The following is a 21,217-nucleotide window of genomic DNA, read 5'->3' on the forward strand; positions in this document are numbered from 1 at the left end:
TGCCTATTGCCTATTGCCTTATCCCAACGACAATTATTTACGCCAACTTACTTAATTGAATGATAAATTCACTTCTTTTACCAAGAGTAGAAAAACATTCCAATTTTCTACGATATTTTCAATCGGTATAATTTGATCGGTGATTACCATGTCCGTACCAGTTTCTTTGCGTAATTCCGTCTTGAGGTACTAGACTATTATGCAGAATTATAGATTAAGTATTTGCTGACAGATTATGAGTAGCGTCTTCTAGACTAACTAGGGCGGTTATTCCCACCGGAAATTTATAGCATAATTTGTCAAAATTAAAGATAACCGGAGGTTCAAAATATGAAATTTTCAATCCAATCACTTTATACCTGGTATGGCAATTTGCTTCGTAACCCGAAATACCGTTGGTGGGTAATTTTAGGAACGTTAGTTTATTTGGTCAGCCCAATTGATTTTCTGCCAGATATTATACCTGTTGTAGGGCAGATTGATGATGTTTTTCTTTTGACTCTGCTAGTTTCTGAGGTGTCTGGGCTAGTAATTGAGGGCTGGAAAGCTCGTAAGGGTGAGGTGGGCACTGAAGCATCTAATACCACTGAGGGTTCTACTTCGACCGCAAGCACCATTGATGTTGATGCTGTCTCGGTTAAGTAGTTTTGTAAATAAACTAAAATTTAACAAACCTCTGCTTTTGCTGTCTGCTCACAACAGCGCTTCTGAAGTAGGGGATATTTTTTTAAATAGTCAGAGTTAATTAAAGATCATTTAGAAGATGTTTATAAAGTCTCAAGTCTAATTTAACCCCAAAACGGTCACACTCTTATATTTCCTCGGCTTCGGCCTGTCACCCCTTCAGCAGGCAATACCTGCCTGCACGGACTCATAGCTTGGCTTGACACGCGCTTTTTTTGAGCTAGCCAGTACTGTTTGCGTAGCGTGCGTTGGTGCAGGGCGATTTACCAAAACGGGATGCGCCAAGTGCACGCCACATCTTCACATAGCAGTATTTATACTGAACTTTATATCCAACTACGGTGCTAACTTATAGTTGTCAATTTAGCATCTAGCTTCAGTATGAACTCCATGACTGTCAATACCGCTGCTGAAATCCTTGAAGCTTTCCGCATCTGTGAAAATGTGGGTGAAGAGATTGACCTATTTGAGTCTGTGGCTACTCTCCCTGACCCACCTTTAGAAGCTTTTGTAGAGATACTCAAAGAAGTAAAACTAGAGGCTATTCTGGCACTAACTATACAAGCTTTTGGCAAAATTACTGTTACTTATGTTAAAGAACGGTTAAAACAAAGCAGTGATTTGTTGAAACTGCTAAGTGAGCAGGCGCAGTCAGGAAAAACTGATTTGATTCGTTGGTCTGCTGCGACAACAATTGAGATTTTAGGATTTGATTTTATTTCGGTTTCGCGACATCTTGCTGAGGAACCCAAAAAGATTGCTGAAAAGATAATGCAGTTAAAAATTAAAAGGTTTGCTGATTCAAACCTTACACAAAGCAATGATTATGATGAGTATTTGCGTTTCTGGACTTATGGAAATTATAACAAACTGAGGGAAGTTACTTTAGATTTAGATTATGAAGTATTAAATCTTCATTGGGAAAAAATCCTCAAACAAAATGATTCTAAAGACGAAGATTTTAACAAATATGATGTTTGCTATAAAGTAATAAAATTTTTAGCCTTAAAAGGAGTCAAAGAAATTAATGTAACTTTGGAAAAAGCTCTATCTGTGATAGATGATGGTAATTCTAAATTATATGAAAACGAAATTTTTGAAGGCATAGGTAATACATTTGCATCTCTGTACGCAAACAGTGGAGATTATCATATTAAAAATTTGATTTTATCCCTTCAAAGTAATAATTGTACAACAAGATTTAAATGTGCTAACAATATATTGAATATTTATCCAAGTGTTCAAGATGAATTGAAAAAGAATAACCAAATTATTCATTTTGCCCTGCTAACCTTTAAAAATCAGTATAAATCTGTAAACTATTCTTTTAATGAGTTAGTAGATTTGTCTAAAAAAATCTTAATTCTTTCTGAAAGTCTAGGGAGAGAGAAGGTTAAAAAGATTGCAAAGTGTGGCATAACGATATATTAAATGAAATAGATAAAAGAAGAGAAATATTTAAAGTTAGAGAAAATTCTTCAAAAAAGCTAAAAAGCAGTTTAGATAAACAATTAAGAGATATCAAATATACTAACTCTCTAGTTTATGACCAAGTTATTTCACAAAAGAATTTTGCTCTAGTTCCACAAATAGATATAGAAAATGATAATCACATCTTAATTTTCGATAATTATGATAAAACTTTAAGACAAGAAGCTTCAGACTTACGTGATAAAGTTAGTAAATTTTATGAGCAATATAAAATTAGTAAATTAAAACCTATAGATGAAGAAATAAAAAAAGAAGAAGAAAATCATAAAAATATTTTATTAACAAGTAAGATTATCCCTATAGGCTTCTTCTTTTTCCCTTTTATTGTTTTACTAACTGTTATGCATTGGGGATGGGCTATCGTAGTTGGTTTCTTTGCTGGTTCTTGTTTTTTAAGATTCGCAGAATCAATGTCAGAAGATATGATAAAAACGGCTGTTGAAAGTTTAAATAATGCAAAAAGTAAATATTCATCTGAACAATATATACTCAAAGATGAGGAACAAAAGATACTAAAGCTATTGCATATTTGATTATTAAATAATTGTATTATTAAGCCAACTTGAAATAGACATTATTGGTTTTAATGAAGTTACATTTTGGATTAAATATATCAACAATGAAATCGATCTAAACTATTTCATAATCTAAAATTTACTGAATGTTCCCCTTAATCTTCCATATACCTCAACTACCTGACCTCAAATCCCAAAAATATACTGCCCAGTATGGTCAAGGGGTTCGCCAAAAAGTCCTCAGTAGCCAAAAAGATTTTTTACTTTTATTAAGCGATCTTGGTAGAGTTTATAATCTCACCTTTTCTATTCGCTATCGCTATCTTCCGGGGCTAGTATTTGACCAACGTTTAGCAATTTACTTGGTAGTGAGCCAGTCTAAGAAGAATTCTTTATTTACAGATACATCAGCGGCTACGGAAATTGAGCAAGTTATTACCCAAGGATTTCTTAGTCAGTTTTATCAAATAGAACGTATAGAAGAAGTACCACAAATTCAAAGTCTAAGCTGGGTTACTTACATTGGTGAAGCAATTAAATACGAAGAAATTATCAGTTCTCGTCCTAAAGACTCTTTAGAATCACTCAAGAAAAAGGGGCTATCTAGTTATTATGTACCAATGCAATTAGAAGCTGAAGAAGCTAACGACATGCTAGTAGTTTGTCAGGCTATTGCTAGCTTCAACAGTCCACTAATGCTAGAAATAACTCTGGAACCAGACACCACATCTTTGCAAGAGAAATCTAGCTGGATTAATTCTCTTGACCAAATGCTCTCACAATTAAGGCAGGCTAGTAGCGGTTCCAGTTTGACTAGTTCCAGAGAAGGAGATAGAAATGCACAATTGGTTTCCCGTCTTTACGAAAAATATCAATCTTCTTACCTTACGGAAAGTTTATATAGCTATAGCTTTAAAGTTTTGGGAACGAATGAATTAGTAGTTCGCAGTGTCTTGGGAACTTTATTGCTGAGTGGTACGAAAAAAAGTCGCTATCGTACCGTTATTCTTGATAAATATCATCCAGTATTTTCAAGCAGTATCACTGCAACTCAACAGGGAAAAATCTCCTTTGCTACACACTGGGAAGAATGGGATAAAGAACTAGGTGAAGCGGAATTTGGTGGTGATTCTATCACGGGTAAAGGTGGTGTGCGAGTCGCAGATTTAAAACCATTGCACCGCTATGCCACATTGAATGAAATTAGCGGTTTATTTCGCATTGTTGTTCCTGGTGATGCCTCTGTAGCCGGAATACGTCAGGAAAATGATATCACTAGTTTAACACTAGACAAGCAATGGATTGATTTTGGTGGCTATGAAACTACTCGTCCAGAAAATACTATCCAAATCAAACTTGAGCAACTTAACAAACATGCTTTTATCTGTGGTGTTCCTGGTAGTGGTAAAACAACAACAGCATTTAATATACTCACTCAATTATGGTGCCAAAATATTCCTTTTTTGGTATTTGAACCTGCAAAAACAGAATATCGTTCTCTACTCACCATTGAGCCTAATTCCGATAAGTTTACTACTGAGCAAGTGCAAAAACTTCAGGCTCTTAAACAAGAATTACGGGTTTATACTTTGGGAAATGACCTGATTTCACCTTTCCGATTTAATCCGTTTGACGTGTCGCCGGGTGTACCTTTTTATGAACATATTTCTAATCTAGAGGCTTCATTTCGTGGCGCATTACCGCTTTCTGGACCTTTACCCGCTTTACTTTCAGAAGCATTGGAAGAAATTTATTATGATCGGGGTTGGACTGGAAATGAAGAAGGAACCCCAGAAAATTTGCAAATTCCCATGATGCGGGATTTGTACGATAAAATCACTGCATTATTTGCAACTAAAGACTACGCGGGGGAAGTAAAATCTAACCTCAAAACTGCCCTTGAAGTAAGGATAGGTAGTTTGTTACGTCGTGGGGTCGGTGCAATGTTAAATAGTCAAAAAAGTAGTCCAACAATTGCCGACTTATTGAAATACCCAACGATTCTAGAATTGGATTACTTGAACCAAGATCAAGCTAATTTGATGACATTTCTTTTATTAACTAAGATTCGGGAATATATTAAACGTCAACGCACTGAAAAACCTGGAATTCCCGAACATGTAATTTTATTAGAAGAAGCTCATAATTTAGTCGGACGTAATTTAGGAGCCAATTCAGCAGATGATGCTAATACTAAGCAGGAAGCTGCTAATTACGTCACGCGAATGTTAGCAGAAATGCGGGCGCTGAGAGAAGCAATTATTATTGCCGATCAGTTACCCACAGGAGTTGCAGCAGAAGTGGTAAAGAATACTAACATCAAAATTGCTCACAGATTAGTATCTACAGATGACCGTAAAGATATCGGTCAGTCGATGCTTTTAGATCAATCACAAACAGAAGAGATTGCTCGTTTAAATCCTGGTGAGTCCTTCTTATATATGGAAGGTTGGTATCGTCCTCGGATGGTCAAAATTCCTCAAGAAAATAGTGCTAAAGAAAAGTTAAAAGTAGAAAGTTCGACTACCAATGACAAAATTAAAACTTTGATTCAGTCCCATAATTGGTATGTTCAAGGACAGCAAACAGTCTTTGAGACAAGTTTACAAGAACATCACCGCCTATGTGGTGAGTATCGTCAAACTTTTACTGATATCTGCAACCAGTTGCAAAGGGTTTCTCAGGGTTGCAATGAGTTGCAAGCACTATTGAATGAGTTGAAAACAGAAGTTTTTTATGGTCTTGCTGGGGAGTTACGCTTTGTTTTAAATCCAATTCCTCAAGACGAACTATTATTAACAGACAAACGTATCAAAGCTGACAATATTCACAATTTCAAACGTCTACAGCCTTGTCCTAATTTGACTTTAAACGATTTGTTGGAACTGCGATCGCACCTTACCAGCAAAATAGCTGTATTTGACAGGCTGTACCAGGAAGTAATTGACACCCATAACCGCATTCCACGAGATAAGTACAAACACCAATGGCAAAAACTGTCTCGTCAATTACAAACTCTTCAACAACAGGTAACGAAGCTAGCTAAATTTTTGGATAACCCCAAACAAGTTAACCCACTTAAACAACATGAGGATGAAATTGCTTATGAACAAAGGCGAATTACAGATTTGGAAGAACGTTCTCTCCAGGATACTCTTAAACAGTTACAAAAAGACCGACAAGAATTACAAGACGAATTAACAAAAGTGTTAATTCGTGCTGTTGAACAAGTAAAAATTGATAAGGTTAGGCAAGATTTGAAATTAGGAGGAAATAGTCTTGGATATAACAGTTAAAAAATTTGTTCTTAGGTATGAAACTTTAGCTAATAAAGCTATCAAGCTTAACCAATCTTACCTATGTTTGCTCAATATCTACCAAGAGCTTAACTTTGCTCCTGATTTGGTATCCGAACTGGATAAAAGTGGTAATTCACCTTCAAAGGTAATTATCTCTATGCAAAAAGATCAAAAGGTAATTCAGAATAATTTTACTCATCTAGCAGGATTGATTGCTAAATTTCAGTCATATTTCACAACAAATGCAGAAGTAGAACAACTAAAAGCAATAGCCCACGATTGCCAAATAATGTCAAATTTTATTCAAAGCATTAACTTAGCTGACTTGCAACAAATGTTTATTAAAATAAATTATTTATAGAATAATTATGTCTGGAAGAGAATATAGTGATCGCCAAGAATTAGAAACTGAAATTAAAGACTCTGGCAAAAAAATTGAATCTTTGGGCGACGAACAAAAAGACCATCAAGAAGACTTAGAAAGTCTGCAAGAAAAGCTGCAAATTCTTAAAAGAAGTAAAGGACTTTATACAGAGTCTGATAGTAAGTTAGTAAAAAAAATAGAAGTTGCTATTCAAACTCGTGAAACTAGCGTAGAAACTTGTAAAGAAAAGATTGGTGAAGTCAAAAATCAGATGGAATCAAAGCTAGAAAATCTAAAACAAAGTATTAATAAAGTCGACACACGTATTGCTCAGATGGAAAACTTGCTAGGTTCTCTTAATCATAAAAATGAACAAGTAATAGTTAACATAAATAATGAAATACAGCAACAGAAAGACGAGAGTGAGGATGCTAAAGAAAAAGGTGATTCTTTAAAAGAAATAGTTCAAATAGCTGGTGGTCTTGCAGCTGGTGCTGGTGTTGCAGCAAGTGGCATTGCTCAGTTACTTATGAGTTTGCAATCGATTGGGATAATTCGATAATGTATATGGCTGTTTAGTTATATAAGATAGGCAATAGGCAATAAAGCTTTTTGAGTGGTACGGAGTTTTTTCACCAATAAAATATCAGTCCTATAGTCATTTACTGTTCTATTTAGGATGCGATCGCATCCTTTTACAATACGCTTGGGTTAAGGCTTGATGCATTCTAACCCTCATTTTTAAGGGGGAATTAGAGCAAGCCTTTTTAGGTTTGTGAATATAGTGTAACGCAGCCTATATCTATGCTAATTAGCTGCATTGACTTCGCCAAATTTTGTCAAGAAACGGAAAGCTTTTAAAATATAACTAGCGCAATCTCTAGGAGAAGTGTTGTAAAACGATCGCCATGCACTAGCCTTATCCTCATCATAGCGATCGCTGCGATGAGTATGGTTTTCTAGCCACGCCAATCGCACTGCATGACCAATTAATACATCCAACACGATATACTCTTCGATTTGCAGGTTGGGATTGTTGGCTGCGATCGCAGCTAATTCGATTAATGCTTCAATATTAACTTGACGATATTCTGGAGCTTCGATTTTATTTAGCAAATGCTCAACCAAGAGAGCAAAGTTTCTTTCCCCTGCTGTCATTTCCGAAAGCATTATTTCACTATCTAAACGATTGCGCCGCTCTAGTTTATCGCCAATTACTAAACCCTTGCAATGTTGCATTAATAGCCAAACTTGCTTAAAAAATTCTTTTGGTACGCGCCCCGTCGCCCCCTCGGCTTGGCGAAACCGCCGCCATCCACCCGGCGGGACTTCTATTCCTTCTCCTATTGTTGGTGACACCACCCAAGCAATATCACTTTCTTTCTGCTTGACGTGCAGTGATTCTTGCTGACGCAACAGGTTACTCATGCCAGTATATCCAGTTAATACCTGACGCAAGCGCGTTTTCACTTCAAAGGGTGAAAGTTGCATTAAGAAATCGTATGCTTCATCTTGAGTGACATGTAATTCCCGCGCTAGTTCGCTGGTAATCAATAAGATCAGATAGCCGACTCTTAATGTTAGTAGCCCCTGAAATAGTTGGGATTCCGATCGAATTAAGATGCCAAGATAGATTAAAATTTCTTGGGTGAGGACGCGATCGCGGATATCCTCACGACAAAAATGATTAATTTTATCAGCAATTTCATCGTGGGACATGGGTACGCTAATCAAGGATGCTTCACTGTAAGCTTTACCCACAGCAATTTGCTTGCCCCGCACCAGGATACTCGTCACTGTATCTGATAGGCTAATATCAACCATTTGCCGTAACCCCGCAGCCCGGCGTACCACTGCCCAAATACCTAAATCTCCAGCTTTGGTGTAAACTTCATCTAGTAAATCTGCTACGGTGACGCGATATCCTGGGCCGCCATACCCTGTATCAAATTCCATTCCCTGTAAGCGAGTCAAAGTTTGTAATAACTCTATTTGCTCGTAGATATTCTCTGATGAGCGCAAATGAGAAAGCAACAACCCTAAGTTGGTTTCACACTCCATTTGAAATTCTTGGGTATGTCCTAAGCGCCAATTTTTACCAGGATGATAAGCTAGGTAATAGCAACGTGGGCTAGAATTTTTCACTGGCGATCGTGAGAATTCTGCATTGGGAAGAAAATCAATTCTTTGGATTCCAGCTGTTAGCATTAGCTGATTTAGCCGCCCTAATTTTACCCGCACACCGTTACAAACACCATCTTTCAGTTCTTGCATCAGTTCTAATAATGCTTTAGAACCAACCTCTAACATGGTGTGCGTCAACATTAAAGTCAAGGTAGGACGCCCTAAATCGCTCCAATATTTTTGAATGTAAGCCAGTTCGCTTCTAATTTGATCTAACAGAAAATGATAATCAAGGGTTAAATAAAACTGTTGAGAGTCTGAGAAGGAAGGCAAAAATACAATTGTTTCACCGCTAATCCGAAAGATTCTAGATGTTGTTAAACTCCGCAGCCGCCGCACTGGCCGCCCAGTTAAACCAAGTTTATCGTTACGTCCAATTTGGGTATAAATAGCTGAAAATTCTCCAGCTTTCCTCACCTGAATCGGTTCTACTTGGGTGGGTGTTTGGGCTTCAATTCCGTGAACTTCTAGCTTTTTTTGTAAATCTTCATCTTCTGCTAATAAAGCAATTTGTACCAACGATTCGCGCTGTTTACCCACGCACAAATGTCTTCCTAAAGGGTCGATATCACCAACTGCCAGTAACCCTTCACTCAACATTTTACCGAGGAAATATAAGCTTTGCGCCCACACCAAGGGGATATTTTCATTAGGCAAACGTGGTTGCGTTTGGGGCGCTAACTTTTCTGCTTCTATGTTTTCTTCTGGAACATAATAAAGTTCTGGTAATAAACGCAAACCATTTTGTTCTATAAGTAATGATTCTAAAAGCTCTTGGTATTTTTTAACTTGTTCTTGCTCGCCGCAAAATAATCCATCTAGAACTAAATAAGTAAAAAATAACGGCCATTCGCATTCAATATGCTCAAATTGCTTGAGTTCCCACGGTTCGTAGTGCAAGCGTTGATTATCTTCTAGAAGTGTTTGGTGTCCATCACGCAAAAAGCGTTTGCAGCCGTATTTACCTGCGAGTTTATTGATAATATCGTTTAAAGTGCGATCGCGTAACTGTGAATCTTCCACTGCAAAGGCAGGATAACTAATAATACTCAACAGCGCCGCATCAATTTCTTTGGAACCAGATTCCCTTGGCAATAGAGATTCTAAAGTAATTCGGGCGCGGGCGATTTCATCTGGTAGCACATGAATCACTGATGCTTGACTACCACGCACACCAAATAAATCCAGTCCGTTGAGAGCTTCTAAAGCAGCTTTTGCCATGCCTACAGAACTGGCATTTAACTCAGCACTACCCCGATTAATTTTATTACCACGTTCCCAAATGCCGTAATCTGGTGTGCGGTAAGCTCGTCCAATATAGTAAACCAGATTTTGGACGAAATTCACTTCATCAATGGTATAAATTATTTGCAATCCCGCAGCCGTCATTTGCGCCAATATCAGCAAAAATATAGATGTGGCATCAAGTTGCAAATGTCCCCATTCGTCATCACCAACAACAATGTCACCAGTCGCAGTATTGTATTTGGCGTGTAGTCCATCTAGTAGTGACTGAGTATGTTTAAATCTTTCTACTTTATGAACCTGTCGCATCATTGCAAAGAGCAACCCGCGCATCAGTTTAATGACACTATGTTCTAGTTCATAAGTGCGCCCCTCATCGTCGTCAATCTTGCGGTATGCAAGTCCTAAACCCCAAACTGCCAAAATGCTGTAAACGTTATCTCGTACCCAGGCATCAGTATAATCGCCGTGGGCTGTAATCGCTGTACTAGCAGGTAACAAACCAGTAATCGGATTCTGCCGAGTCAGAATGATCGTTTTGATTTGCTGGTAGTAATAGTCCAGACTAGCTCGCAAATTGGTAGATGTTTTCATGATTTGGTTCAGAGCTACTTGCAAAATTCGACCCTGTGACTGTGAAGTGAATGACCTAAACCAAGCCAGAACAAGTTCTGTCATCGGTGATGGAACAACAGATGAGGGTAGTGTGAGTTTCTTATTATCTCCTTTTAGTAGGCCTCTGGGTACTGAATTTTAGCGATCTCAAACGAAAACACAATATTTGTTCAAACCTTGACAAATGTTCAAGCTAAAGATTCTCTCGCCAGAAGAAATTCAACTAGTTGTGTTAAATCAAGGTTCAATTAAAACTTCGTTGGTAGATTAATATTGCTCGGCGTAGCAATAACTGTGCTATTAAAAGGGAAAGGAATAGTTCCAGGCGCTACATCTAAGGTAATAGTCAAAGAATCTAGCACAGAAGAAAGCCCTAAGCTGCAATCTGCAAATAATGAATTGGTTAGATTGCTGTTTACTCTTTCAAAAGAGTTATTAGGCTCTGAATAATTCGTCAGAAAATCAGTGATTTTATTAGCAATAAGTGTAACATCCTTAAAACCACTATTATTAATTCCATCAACATAATCTAAGCTGACAGCAACATCAGTAATACTGGTTCCATCAATTGGAAGTAAAATGTCTTCTAATTGAAACGAAACAATATCATTAACTTGACCACTGGCAGTGCGAGTAGTTGTGCTGTCAAACTCAAAAGGAATAATTTTAGGAGATACATCCAGTTCAATACTTAAAGAGTCCAACAGAGAGCCAAGTTCTAAACTTGAGCTAGTAAATAGTTTTTCGGTGAGATTACGATTAATGACTTCCAAAAAATCATTGGGGTTATTTGGATAATTAGTTAGGTAATCTTTGACGTTATTAGCAATAGCTATAACATCCGCGAATAGAGCAGGGTCAAGTCCATTAGTATAATCTAAGTTAACAGTGACATCAGCAACCTCACTATTCTCAACTTGAAGCTGGATATTTTCTAGCTTTAGTGAAACAATATCCTGAGCCTCACTATTGCTAGTACGAGTAGTAATGGTATTAAATTCAAAAGGAATAGTTCCAGGTTCGACATCTAAATTTACAGTTAAAGAATCTAGAACAGAAGAAAGTTCTTGATCATAATCATTTAAAAGTGCATCAGCTAGATTACTGTTTATAACTTCAAAAGAATCATCAGAATTTGAATAATTAATTAAGAAATTTTCGATATAAGTAGCAATGGGAATGACATCTATGAATGCACTTGACTCAATTCCATTAATAAAATCAAAGCTGATTTTAACATCAGTGACACTACTACCTCTTACAGGAAGGAAAATGTCTTCCAACTCAAACGATACAATATCGTTAATATCCCTACTTGATGTACGAGTATTTGTAGTATTAAATTCAAAAGGAATAATCTTTGGTGATACATCCAAATTAATACTTAATGATTCCAAAATAGGAGAAAGTTTTAATTTGGGAGATGCTAGTAGCTCTTGAGTTAGATCCCGATTTAAAACTTCATATAAACCACTAGGGATGGGATAATTTAGTAAGAATTCTTTGGTGAAGTTAGCAATAGCTATGACATCTTTGAATTTGTTTGGTTTTAGATCATTAATATAATCTAAGGTGACTGTAACATCAGTAACAATTCCACCATCGAGAGGAGAGAAAATATCTTCTAATGTAAAAGAAACTAGGTTAGATTGCTCTGGAAGATTACGAGTACAAGAAGGAGGATGATGTGACATATATTTGTTTTTACTAACAACTTCTAGCGAATCTACTTAAGACGTTATAATACCTTAACTATGACTACACAGACAATATTTTTTCTTTTAAGAGTGAACATAGCAATATGATTAAGAGCCTTGAGTACTGACCCTAGAACTAAAACTCTACTCCGGCAAGTAAAGACCGCTACTAGCGCGCTTGCTTGGCGTGGGCATAACGGCTGGTGGTGTACAAAGATGTAGCCCCAATGCGGCGTTTAGTTCCCCAAACAGGAGAAATTCTCTGGCAGCAACACGCACCTTATGTTTCCTTAATTGCCTCCACGACTAGTTTCACAACTAAAATAGGATTGCTATAGTATTTTCACATCGATGAATTAAAGGAGACTGTGACTACTACACTACACTGGCAAGAACGGGTTGGTAATCAAAGGGATTGGGTTTGGCGGGGTTGGCAAACTCGTTATACTTACATTCGCCCAGCCAAAAATCGCCACAAGACAACACCCCTAATATTGCTACATGGCTTTGGCGCTTCCATTGGTCATTGGCGACATAATTTAGAAGTATTAGGTGAGCATCACACAGTTTACGCCATCGATATGCTGGGTTTTGGCGCTTCTGAAAAAGCCGCAGCTAATTATAGTATTGAACTCTGGGTTGAGCAGGTTTACGACTTTTGGAAAACATTTATCCGTCAACCAGCGATTTTAGTGGGCAATTCCAACGGTTCACTGATTTCCATGGCCGCCGCAGCCACTCACCCCGATATGGTGCTGGGTATGGTGATGATGAGTTTACCCGACCCTTCGCTAGAGCAAGAAGCAATTCCTCCTGTGCTGCAACCCATTGTCAGAGCAATTAAAAATATTGTTGCTTCGCCGTTAATTCTTAAACCTGTGTTTAACTTCGTGCGCCGTCCAGGCGTGCTGCGCCGCTGGGCTAGTCTCGCTTACGCTAACCCAGAGGCAATTACAGATGAACTTATAGAAATTTTAGCTGGCCCTCCCCAAGACCGAGGTTCGGCGAGGGCTTTTAGTGCTTTGTTTAAAGCTGCGATCGGAATTAACTTTAGCCCCAGTGTCAAGACAGTATTACCAACCTTAACAATTCCGATGTTGTTAATTTGGGGACAAAAGGATCGGTTTGTTCCCCCAGCGCTGGCTAGCCAATTTGCCCAATATAACGAGAAATTGGAAGTGCTGAATTTAGAAGACGTAGGCCATTGTCCCCATGATGAATGTCCTGAACAAGTCAACCAAGCTATTTTAGATTGGGTTGAGAGGTGGCTCGGCGTAGGCGAAGACCGCCGCAGGCATCGCTAACCGTTGGTTATTCCCTAAATGTTATTGCAATGGGAGCGTAGGCGTAGCCCGCCGTAGGCATCGCACCAGCCAGTAGCTTTACCACTATTGAATTTTGAATTGCTTAACATCTAGCCAATTGTGGCTTGGTTAGTGTCAACATCTGTAGTGCCAGACACAGAACGAGCTACAGAAACCATCTTGTTGAGAATTTCTTGACTGGGAACTTTACCTTTCAACACCACAGTGCTTCCTGTTTGAGCAACCCAAAGGGTATTAACATCATCGAGTTGGGGATCTTGATCAAATGCCAACGCTACCCGCTTTGCCAACCCACTTTGGTCATATTCACCGCTTAATCCTACACGTTCTGGCGGTATGGATTGAGTAGCAGTAGACGCAACGTTAGTATTAGGAGCTTGCACTACTGACTGTGCAGTAGGATTTACTTGTGCATTTTGGGGCTTTTCCATTCCAAAGAGTCTTTTTAACCAACCCATAAAACTTTTCTCCTATTCCTATTAGAGGGTCATTAAGTCTGAGTATAAAAGCTTTACAAAAACGCCGCATCTACCAATGAAAAGAGATGCATTCAATGAAATTACTCCTTAGAGGATGATTTTTGCCCAATCTTTTATCTTTAGAGAATGCAATGAGTGCAACTATTGAGTTTACAATAAAAGGTCGCACTGACAATTAGTGCAGTAGTACACCACCACAGAAATCAACATACATTTAACAAAATGTCAAGAGCTTGTAACTCAAGGAATTTTGATTGAATGAGTGAATTCTGCAAAGCGGTACTAGTATCTGCGTTCCTCAAATCCTGTGCTAGCCTCTGTTGGCGAAGATGAAACATACCCTTTCAGTTCTGGTAGAAGATGAGGCGGGTGTTCTTTCCCGCATTTCTGGTTTATTCGCCCGTCGAGGGTTTAATATTGAAAGCCTTGCTGTTGGCCCTGCTGAACAAGGAGGAGTCTCTCGAATTACGATGGTTATTCCTGGTGACGATCGCGTTATCGAGCAACTCACCAAGCAACTATACAAGTTAGTCAATGTCCTTAAGGTACAGGATATTACCGAAACTCCTTGCGTCGAGCGAGAATTGATGCTTTTGAAGGTGAATGCTAGTAGCAGCAATCGCTCAGAAGTGATCGAACTGTCTCAGATTTTCCGGGCGCGAATCGTGGATGTAGCGGAAGATTCTCTCACCTTAGAAGTTGTGGGTGATCCGGGTAAAATGGTAGCGATCGTGCAGGTGTTGCAAAAATTTGGTTTGAGAGAAATCGCCCGCACTGGCAAAATTGCCCTGACTCGTGAATCGGGTGTGAATACAGAGTTACTCAAGACTTTAGAAGCAAAAGTTTAGTTGGGAACATAAGAACCCCACCCCCAACCCCCTCCCCGCAAGCGAGGCTACGGTGTACACACAAGTCTGAAATAGTTTACTCACCTGGTTTTACCCCACCCTAACCCTCTTTCAAAGGGAGGGAACTGGATTTCTTGTTTCCATCCAATGCATCGGGGGGATTAAGGGGGGTAATTTGACTTGTGTATACACCGTACCTCAAAGACCTCCGGGAATGCCTACCCTTGTTCGCGGTTTACGGCAATTTGAATCTATATTTTTAGGCTGGAAATGAGTCAATCTGAAGTTGGAACTTGGTTATTGAGCCAGTTTCAGCAAAAGGAGGATTGAATATAACTCTTCTCAAGATATTTTGTGCAGAGACGCAATTTTACTCGCATCTCTACAATCTGTTTCCATGACTTTTATTCAGCGTTCACAAATTCCAAATACCCACTGCTAAGTTCTTTCACCGCCAAGTCATAAAATTGCTTACCATGTTCAGGCGTTGCTAAAGCCGGATTTGATCCCATGCGTCCATCTGGATAACGCACTCGAAAGTCAGCTGCGCTATAAATCCGATGTCCGCTTGCAACTTCTGGTGAAAGGTATGCTTGCTTAATCGCATTTGGATAAACGTACTGGGTGAGGGCTACTTCACTTGGCGTTGCATGAGAACCTTCTTGATCCCCATATAATTCTTTAGCTAGCTTATATACAGAACCGCACATAAACCAGTTTGCCACTTGACATTGCACATGTTGAGCATTGGGAATCTGCAAATCTTCTAAATGCGCGTAAGTTTCGGAAAAAGCGGCTTTCAGGGTGGCGATATTACCACCATGTCCGTTAATAAAGTAGAACTTGCTAAAACCAGCTTTGGCTAAACAAGTTACATAATCTCGCACTACTTGAATTAAAGTGCTAGGGCGTAGACTGATTGAGCCAGGAAAAGCAGTATGGTGCAATGCCATGCCCACATTGATTGTAGGGCCAACGATCGCACCAGTTGCATCACCTACACCAGCTGCGATCGCTTCTGCACAAATGGCATCAGTGCCAATTAACCCCGTTGGCCCATGTTGTTCTGTGGAACCAATAGGGAAAATAATCCCCTTTGACTGCTGTAAATAAGCTTCGACTTCTTGCCAAGTACTTAAATGCAGTAACATTTTTGATGATTTTCCTCAATAAAATTGCGGTGGGACGAAACCTTTTTCTGTTAAACTCCCACTAACATAAATTATGAACTCTCTGAATTTTCTGTGTTGGGGATCGCTATGATAAATGTCAATAATAAGATCCCCGACTGCTTTGAGAAGTCGGGGATCTATGGCTTTCACATTTTTAGTTATCGGCTACTAACCTTGCAAGAATTTTCTGCAAAGTTTGCAGTAAACGAAACTATTTGTTTTTATGAATCTTATTTAGGAAATAGAGTTGAAAGAAGTTTCGACAGATATGGATATAAGCAGTTTACTGATTCTGCCACTTTATCCTACGACAATCGCTGCGAACCTCTGCATAAAACAAATCTAAATTTTGTTATGAGGTGTTTTCTTCAGGATCATCAATTAGACAATGGGGATCAATCTTTTCTGTAGACTAATCAAATAAATAATGTTTTTTCACATCCCTTGTAATTTCCCAGGTGCAGGACATGCCAGCAGGAAAAGTCACCAAATCGCCTTTACCCATTTGCACTGGTTGTCCACCATCAGGAGTAACAACAACATCTCCTTCCAAAAAGTAGCAAGTTTCTTGAGAATCATAAGTCCAAGGAAATTTTGAAACTTCCTTTTTCCAAATCCCCCATTTAAAGACACCCAATTCATTAAGGCGTTCTTGCTTGGGTTGATGCTCAATTTTGATTTCCATATTGTGTTTTCTCTAGTTATCTTCAGCAGTAGGATTGAATATCCTCTCCACACTGATCTACTAAATAACACAAAGCGCGAAAACGCAAGTACACAAGTTCGTTATAAAGCGGATTGAGTTTGCACATTGGCGGAATGTGCGCTATCTTGCGACCAAAAAGCATGATATCGCGCTCGAATGGACACTGTGCAGGAATCAGTTTAGCAATAAATTTAGCTAACTTCTGATTTTGAATCTCAATTTTATCCAGCCATTGACGTAATGGTTGCAGTAAATCTAAATTAGGTCTAGCAAATTGCTTTTTACTACCTTTTTGATTCTTTTCTTCTAAAGGGCTAACAAAGGCAGGCAGAAAAATACGCTGATTAATTGTTTTAAGCATAGTTTTAGGCAAGGTTTTCCTTGTGTAGATGAACTATTTGCCGATTGAGAATATTAACATGTAATCTGTTTAACCAATTTGCATTATGCTTGGAAATTTAGGAAGGAAAAGAAGCATAAGGCAAATAATTTACATGCATCTTTAGGGGGACAATGGTTTAACTAATTGTTATTTAAGCCCACCAAATCGGGAAGAACTGTCCCGTTAAATACAAAATAACAAAGAAAATATAAAAATGGCATTTCTTTAACTTATGGATTGCTTATCTTGGAAATAGCACTTTTATATATTAAATATAAATGCCTGGTTCTAAAACTGACTAGTATCTACAGATGGACTTTGGGTAAGAAAAGAACAGTTGAACTCTAACTCCATATAGACTTCGCTAGGATTAGCCTCGAATATCTAGCGATTTTAGGATATTAAATATCTAGTAATCTGTGTGGTATGCTACACTGTCTAACCTAGATACTATTTAATAAGTAGTAATAAATCCTTTGATAAGTCCTAGCTAATATACTTATATCTTATAGCATTTACAAGAATATTTGCGACAAATGCATCGCGTGTGAGAGCGTACAGCAGTATGCCCTTACCAAATATAGCGGTTCTAAAATTCAGTACAAATACTCCCTTCTTCTTGCTAAGGAGAGAGGCTAGGGGTGAGGGTTAAAAAAGTACTTTATCCAAACGAGAACCGCTAGATATATTAGATATTTTGTGAAATGGTATAATTACAAAAAAAATGGTATAATTACGAGATTATTATTTTTTAAAATACCTCAAGCCGTAACGATCTTGATATTTGCTGATATACTCTACATTCTGTTGCTCTAATTTTGACAGCAATTTAGGTGGAAATGCTTTTGGTGAATATATAGGGCGATACCAAGGTTGCTTATTAAAATAATCTTGTATTTCAGGAGTATCAAAACGGCGACCGTGACTGGCAAAAATCGAATTTCGCATAATATCTAGTTCAAAACCATTTTTACCATCCAAATCTGTATCAGTTACAAGTTTTTGGGACAGCCAAAAATAATTGTTGATAGCCGTGGTGGCAACTGGTGATATTAATGTAGTTGGGTTAGGTGTAGATTCAGCAGGAACAGATGGGGTTGTTGGTGTCAATTTAGGAGTTTCTATCAGGGGACTTGTGACAGTTAACGGCGTTTGTGAAGGTAACGCTGTCTTGTCTGCTGGAGATTGAGAAGATTTTGTTAATACTTGGCTAATAATCACAGATGCACCGATTAGTCCACCTGCAATCAAACTGCCAATGAGAATATTATTCTGACTATTACTTTGAGGGGTAGGCTGTGGTTTGACAGGTATTGTCTGAGGTGGCGGTGCAGAGACTACAGTCGGTTGAGTCAAGAGGGGTTGCGTCGGCGGAATTGGATTTGCTATGCTCTGCAAGGTATCCAGCATTGCTCTGGCTGTTGGATAGCGATCGCGTGGATGATAAGCGATCGCTTTATCGATCACTCCTGCTATGATTGGGCTAACATGACTCGCGTACTGTCGCCACACAATTTCACCCGTCTGGGAATCCGTTTCTAGTTGTTGCGCCTGTTTACCAGTCAGTAAATAAATTACCGTCATTCCTAAACTATATAAATCACTCGAATAAACTGGTCTACCTGCGGCTTGTTCACTCGGCATATAGCCTGGTGTACCAATCACAATCGAACTGGTAGGATTGCCTTGAGAATTTACTACTGTTCCCATCGACTCGCGGATAGCACCAAAATCAATCAGCACAGGTTTACCGTCCCGATGACGCGCAATGATGTTATCCGGTTTAATATCGCGGTGAACGATATGCTGAGAGTGAACGTAATCCAGGACAGGTAGTAAATTCATTAATAATTCCTGGACAGCACCTTCACTAAATAGCCCCTGCTTCTGCACTTTTCCAGTTAGGGTATCGCCTTCAATCCACTCCTGAACTAAGTAAAATTGCTCATCTGAGGAAAAGTAGGCATACAATGCTGGAATTTGGTCATTTGCGCCACCAAGTTCTTCTAAAATAGCTGCTTCGCGTTGAAACCTCTCTTGCACTAACTGGTAAATTTGGGGATTGTTGTGAATCGGTCTTAGCTGTTTAACCACACAACGGCGCTTTGAAGGCATGTAGGTGTCTTCTGCTAGATAGGTTTCACCAAACCCACCAGCGCCCAGTGTGCGGATAACTTGATAGCGATCGTTCAGCAGCTGTATTGTCATGGGAGATTACCAGCAATATTCTTAAGCTAGTTTTCCCCAAAACTACCTTCATTTCAAATCTAGTAAACCTTCTTCTTTCAATTTTGGATTGAAGCGAATTTGCATTTGCAAACCACGCACTTCTAATAATTGCGTTGAAATTTCTGCTTCGACTCTCCGCGCCACATTTTTCAGAATTTTTATTTGTGCTAATTCATCATTAGCTGGATGTTGATATTTTGCCTGTTCTTCAGGTGTCATTACAACTTTGACATCAATGGGATGAGTCCATTTTTCTTTTTGATCCCCATTTCCCCAAGGGACACTGCCATTTTCCGCAATCCAAGCATTTTCAGTATTTTCTAAAATTGTGCGGCTAGGGCGTTCAATAGTTTGAACTTTTACCCAATAGCATTGCTGTGGCTGACGGACTAAATGCTGCTTAAGGCTGAGGTAAACATCACGGGAGTATCCTACAAATTGCAGCACTTTTTCTTGGTCAAAGATAGCATATACCCCGATTTTACCCTGATATTCTTCAGGTAATTGACCGCGATCGTCAATGTAAGGAATGTATTCTAGGGCTGCCAAAGAAGAAAGATTCGTTTCAAGAGCCATACATCAAATATCAAACTTATTATAGGAATCCGATTTGATTCAGAGAACTTATTTGCTTAGGTAGGCAATAGTAAAGAAGACAGGTCAATGTGTACTAACCTTTGTCAAAAATCAAATACTAAATATTTGCCTTCAGAATTGAGAATTGCTAATTAGGGAAAAATTAACTTGCACAATTAACTATTACTCAATTTTTGGTAAATTGCACAAAGGCGACTGGGTTTAAAAATCTTAGCACTAAACATGAAGTTTGGTGGTACGTTTATGATGGCATATTCCTCAGATTCATGATACTTTTCAAATTCTGCTGGCATTCCTTTAGTAGTAGTTAAGCTATAAGGAACTGGTTGGAAAAGTAATTCTGTAAATTTAACTTGCTCACACCGTAACTGTTGACGAATTTGGTTTAAGAAAGCCTCGCTGGTCAATAAATTAAATAGAGTTTCTTGAGCTTGTGCTTCAAGAGTGAAACTGCTATCAAAGTTCTGGACGATTTTAAGGGGCATTTTTGTATAGGTAGCTATTAACGACTAAGTGATGGTAGAGGATAGGTAAAATAATCCAAAAGTGCTGGATAACGAAGCCTACCTTTTGGTGCAGATGAGCTTTGTGAAAAATTACCACTTTAAGATCAGCCTATTGGATTGTGTGACTTCTGTCAGCCACAGGAGGAAGCTAGCATGATTAAGAATCGTGAAGTTTAGCAGATTTTCAGGGATAGGTGATTTTTCCTTAACGTTGTGCTGACATTCAGATACTGTATTAAAGCGATACCTAGAAAGGGCTACGCCTACGCACTTACCACTCTCCCTAAAAACGATGTTCACACAACAAAAATGAGTGAATAATCGTGATATAAACCACAACTATCCACTCAAAGTTTAGTAAATCGGGTTTGCTAGAAAAACCCAAGTAGATTATTGAAACTTGGCGAACTTCAAACCAATTAACGTGACTCAGTTCCCTGATTGGGGCTACCTGCTACAGAATCATTTTCTGGTGCTTCTGGTGTAGCAGTGGGTTTAGCATCGCTCTTTTCATTATCGCCAGTCTTGCGCTTACTTTCGTCAACAGTGGTTTCGTAATTACCAGAACTGGGTGTATTTTCTTGGCTACCAGCTTTTTGTGGTTCAGACATTATTACATTCCTAATAATTTTATTGTTGGTATTATCTTAAGAAGATTAACAGTGTGAGTGCATCTATCCAGATATAGTTATGGCTGATTTCTACCTCTATCGAAAGTATTGTTTAGTACTACTTATGTATACTTATAAAAATCCAGAAATGTAGAGTTTTTTAAGCTGACAACGCTTTCTATGGTTAAGAAAGGTTTATTGCCGCCGACCTGTACTATAGGAATCATATTTGATTTCTGAAAATATTTCAGTAGGGTGTGTTATGCCG

The 21,217-nt window shown here is 38.5% G+C and carries 19 protein-coding genes; 9 read left to right on the top strand and 10 right to left on the bottom strand.

The genetic code is table 11. The features are described 5' to 3' along the window. Positions 1–330 precede the first annotated feature (330 nt). The 6 genes from VB740_RS10250 (at position 331) to VB740_RS10275 (ending at position 6,915) form a co-directional block, all read left to right on the top strand. Positions 331–645, top strand: coding sequence for a YkvA family protein (locus tag VB740_RS10250; protein WP_323199918.1), 315 nt, complete (start codon positions 331–333; stop codon positions 643–645). A 429-nt stretch (positions 646–1,074) separates the two neighbouring features. Continuing rightward, the gene (locus VB740_RS10255) at positions 1,075–2,115 is read left to right on the top strand and encodes a hypothetical protein (RefSeq protein ID WP_323199919.1); all 1,041 of its coding nucleotides are present in this window, start codon (positions 1,075–1,077) and stop codon (positions 2,113–2,115) included. Further along, the gene (locus tag VB740_RS10260; protein WP_323199920.1) at positions 2,094–2,708 is read left to right on the top strand and encodes a hypothetical protein; all 615 of its coding nucleotides are present in this window, start codon (positions 2,094–2,096) and stop codon (positions 2,706–2,708) included. Before VB740_RS10255 ends, VB740_RS10260 begins: the two co-directional genes overlap by 22 nt. Positions 2,709–2,836: 128 nt before the next feature. Further along, a complete protein-coding gene (locus VB740_RS10265) occupies positions 2,837–5,986 on the top strand; it encodes an ATP-binding protein (protein ID WP_323199921.1) in 3,150 nt (1,049 codons plus the stop codon). After that, complete coding sequence (locus VB740_RS10270) at positions 5,970–6,350, top strand: hypothetical protein (RefSeq protein WP_323199922.1); 381 nt, start codon at positions 5,970–5,972, stop codon at positions 6,348–6,350. The genes VB740_RS10265 and VB740_RS10270 overlap by 17 nt, the downstream gene beginning before the upstream one ends. A gap of 7 nt (positions 6,351–6,357) precedes the next feature. Then, on the top strand, positions 6,358–6,915 hold the full coding sequence (locus VB740_RS10275) for a hypothetical protein (RefSeq protein WP_323199923.1): 558 nt from the start codon (positions 6,358–6,360) through the stop codon (positions 6,913–6,915). Between the two features lie 245 nt (positions 6,916–7,160). Here the strand turns inward: VB740_RS10275 and VB740_RS10280 are convergent, their stop codons facing one another. Next, positions 7,161–10,376: a glycoside hydrolase family 15 protein gene (locus VB740_RS10280; RefSeq protein WP_323199924.1), complete on the bottom strand. Its 3,216-nt coding sequence runs from the start codon at positions 10,374–10,376 to the stop codon at positions 7,161–7,163. Between the two features lie 269 nt (positions 10,377–10,645). Then, positions 10,646–12,091 carry a hypothetical protein gene (locus VB740_RS10285; protein ID WP_323199925.1) on the bottom strand — a complete coding sequence of 482 codons (1,446 nt, stop codon included), beginning with the start codon at positions 12,089–12,091 and terminating at the stop codon, positions 10,646–10,648. A 206-nt stretch (positions 12,092–12,297) separates the two neighbouring features. Here VB740_RS10285 and VB740_RS10290 point away from each other — a divergent pair, with 206 nt between their 5' ends. Next, entirely contained in the window at positions 12,298–12,432 is a 135-nt protein-coding gene (locus VB740_RS10290) for a hypothetical protein (RefSeq protein WP_323199926.1), read from the top strand. Positions 12,433–12,462: 30 nt separating this feature from the next. Next, complete coding sequence (locus VB740_RS10295) at positions 12,463–13,398, top strand: alpha/beta fold hydrolase (RefSeq protein ID WP_323199927.1); 936 nt, start codon at positions 12,463–12,465, stop codon at positions 13,396–13,398. Between the two features lie 110 nt (positions 13,399–13,508). On the opposite strand, the gene VB740_RS10300 is transcribed toward VB740_RS10295, so the two are convergent. Next, entirely contained in the window at positions 13,509–13,877 is a 369-nt protein-coding gene (locus VB740_RS10300) for a BON domain-containing protein (protein ID WP_323199928.1), read from the bottom strand. Positions 13,878–14,227: 350 nt separating this feature from the next. Here VB740_RS10300 and ilvN point away from each other — a divergent pair, with 350 nt between their 5' ends. Beyond that, positions 14,228–14,746 carry an acetolactate synthase small subunit gene (gene ilvN, locus VB740_RS10305; protein WP_323199929.1) on the top strand — a complete coding sequence of 173 codons (519 nt, stop codon included), beginning with the start codon at positions 14,228–14,230 and terminating at the stop codon, positions 14,744–14,746. 404 nt (positions 14,747–15,150) lie between these two features. Here the strand turns inward: ilvN and VB740_RS10310 are convergent, their stop codons facing one another. From VB740_RS10310 to VB740_RS10340, 7 genes are all read right to left on the bottom strand, one after another. Then, positions 15,151–15,897 (bottom strand): creatininase family protein, encoded by a 747-nt coding sequence (locus tag VB740_RS10310; protein ID WP_100898470.1) that lies wholly within the window; start codon positions 15,895–15,897, stop codon positions 15,151–15,153. A gap of 433 nt (positions 15,898–16,330) precedes the next feature. Then, positions 16,331–16,603: a cupin domain-containing protein gene (locus tag VB740_RS10315; RefSeq protein WP_323199930.1), complete on the bottom strand. Its 273-nt coding sequence runs from the start codon at positions 16,601–16,603 to the stop codon at positions 16,331–16,333. A gap of 22 nt (positions 16,604–16,625) precedes the next feature. Beyond that, on the bottom strand, positions 16,626–16,985 hold the full coding sequence (locus VB740_RS10320) for a Mo-dependent nitrogenase C-terminal domain-containing protein (RefSeq protein WP_323199931.1): 360 nt from the start codon (positions 16,983–16,985) through the stop codon (positions 16,626–16,628). Positions 16,986–17,750: 765 nt separating this feature from the next. Further along, positions 17,751–19,214, bottom strand: coding sequence for a protein kinase domain-containing protein (locus VB740_RS10325; protein ID WP_323199932.1), 1,464 nt, complete (start codon positions 19,212–19,214; stop codon positions 17,751–17,753). A 48-nt stretch (positions 19,215–19,262) separates the two neighbouring features. Further along, a complete protein-coding gene (locus VB740_RS10330) occupies positions 19,263–19,811 on the bottom strand; it encodes a GIY-YIG nuclease family protein (protein WP_323199933.1) in 549 nt (182 codons plus the stop codon). A 176-nt stretch (positions 19,812–19,987) separates the two neighbouring features. Next, positions 19,988–20,317, bottom strand: coding sequence for a hypothetical protein (locus VB740_RS10335; protein WP_323199934.1), 330 nt, complete (start codon positions 20,315–20,317; stop codon positions 19,988–19,990). Between the two features lie 440 nt (positions 20,318–20,757). Then, entirely contained in the window at positions 20,758–20,949 is a 192-nt protein-coding gene (locus VB740_RS10340; protein ID WP_323199935.1) for a hypothetical protein, read from the bottom strand. Positions 20,950–21,217: the final 268 nt, after the last annotated feature.

The organism is Nostoc sp. UHCC 0251, from assembly GCF_034932245.1.
Taxonomy (GTDB): domain Bacteria; phylum Cyanobacteriota; class Cyanobacteriia; order Cyanobacteriales; family Nostocaceae; genus Nostoc.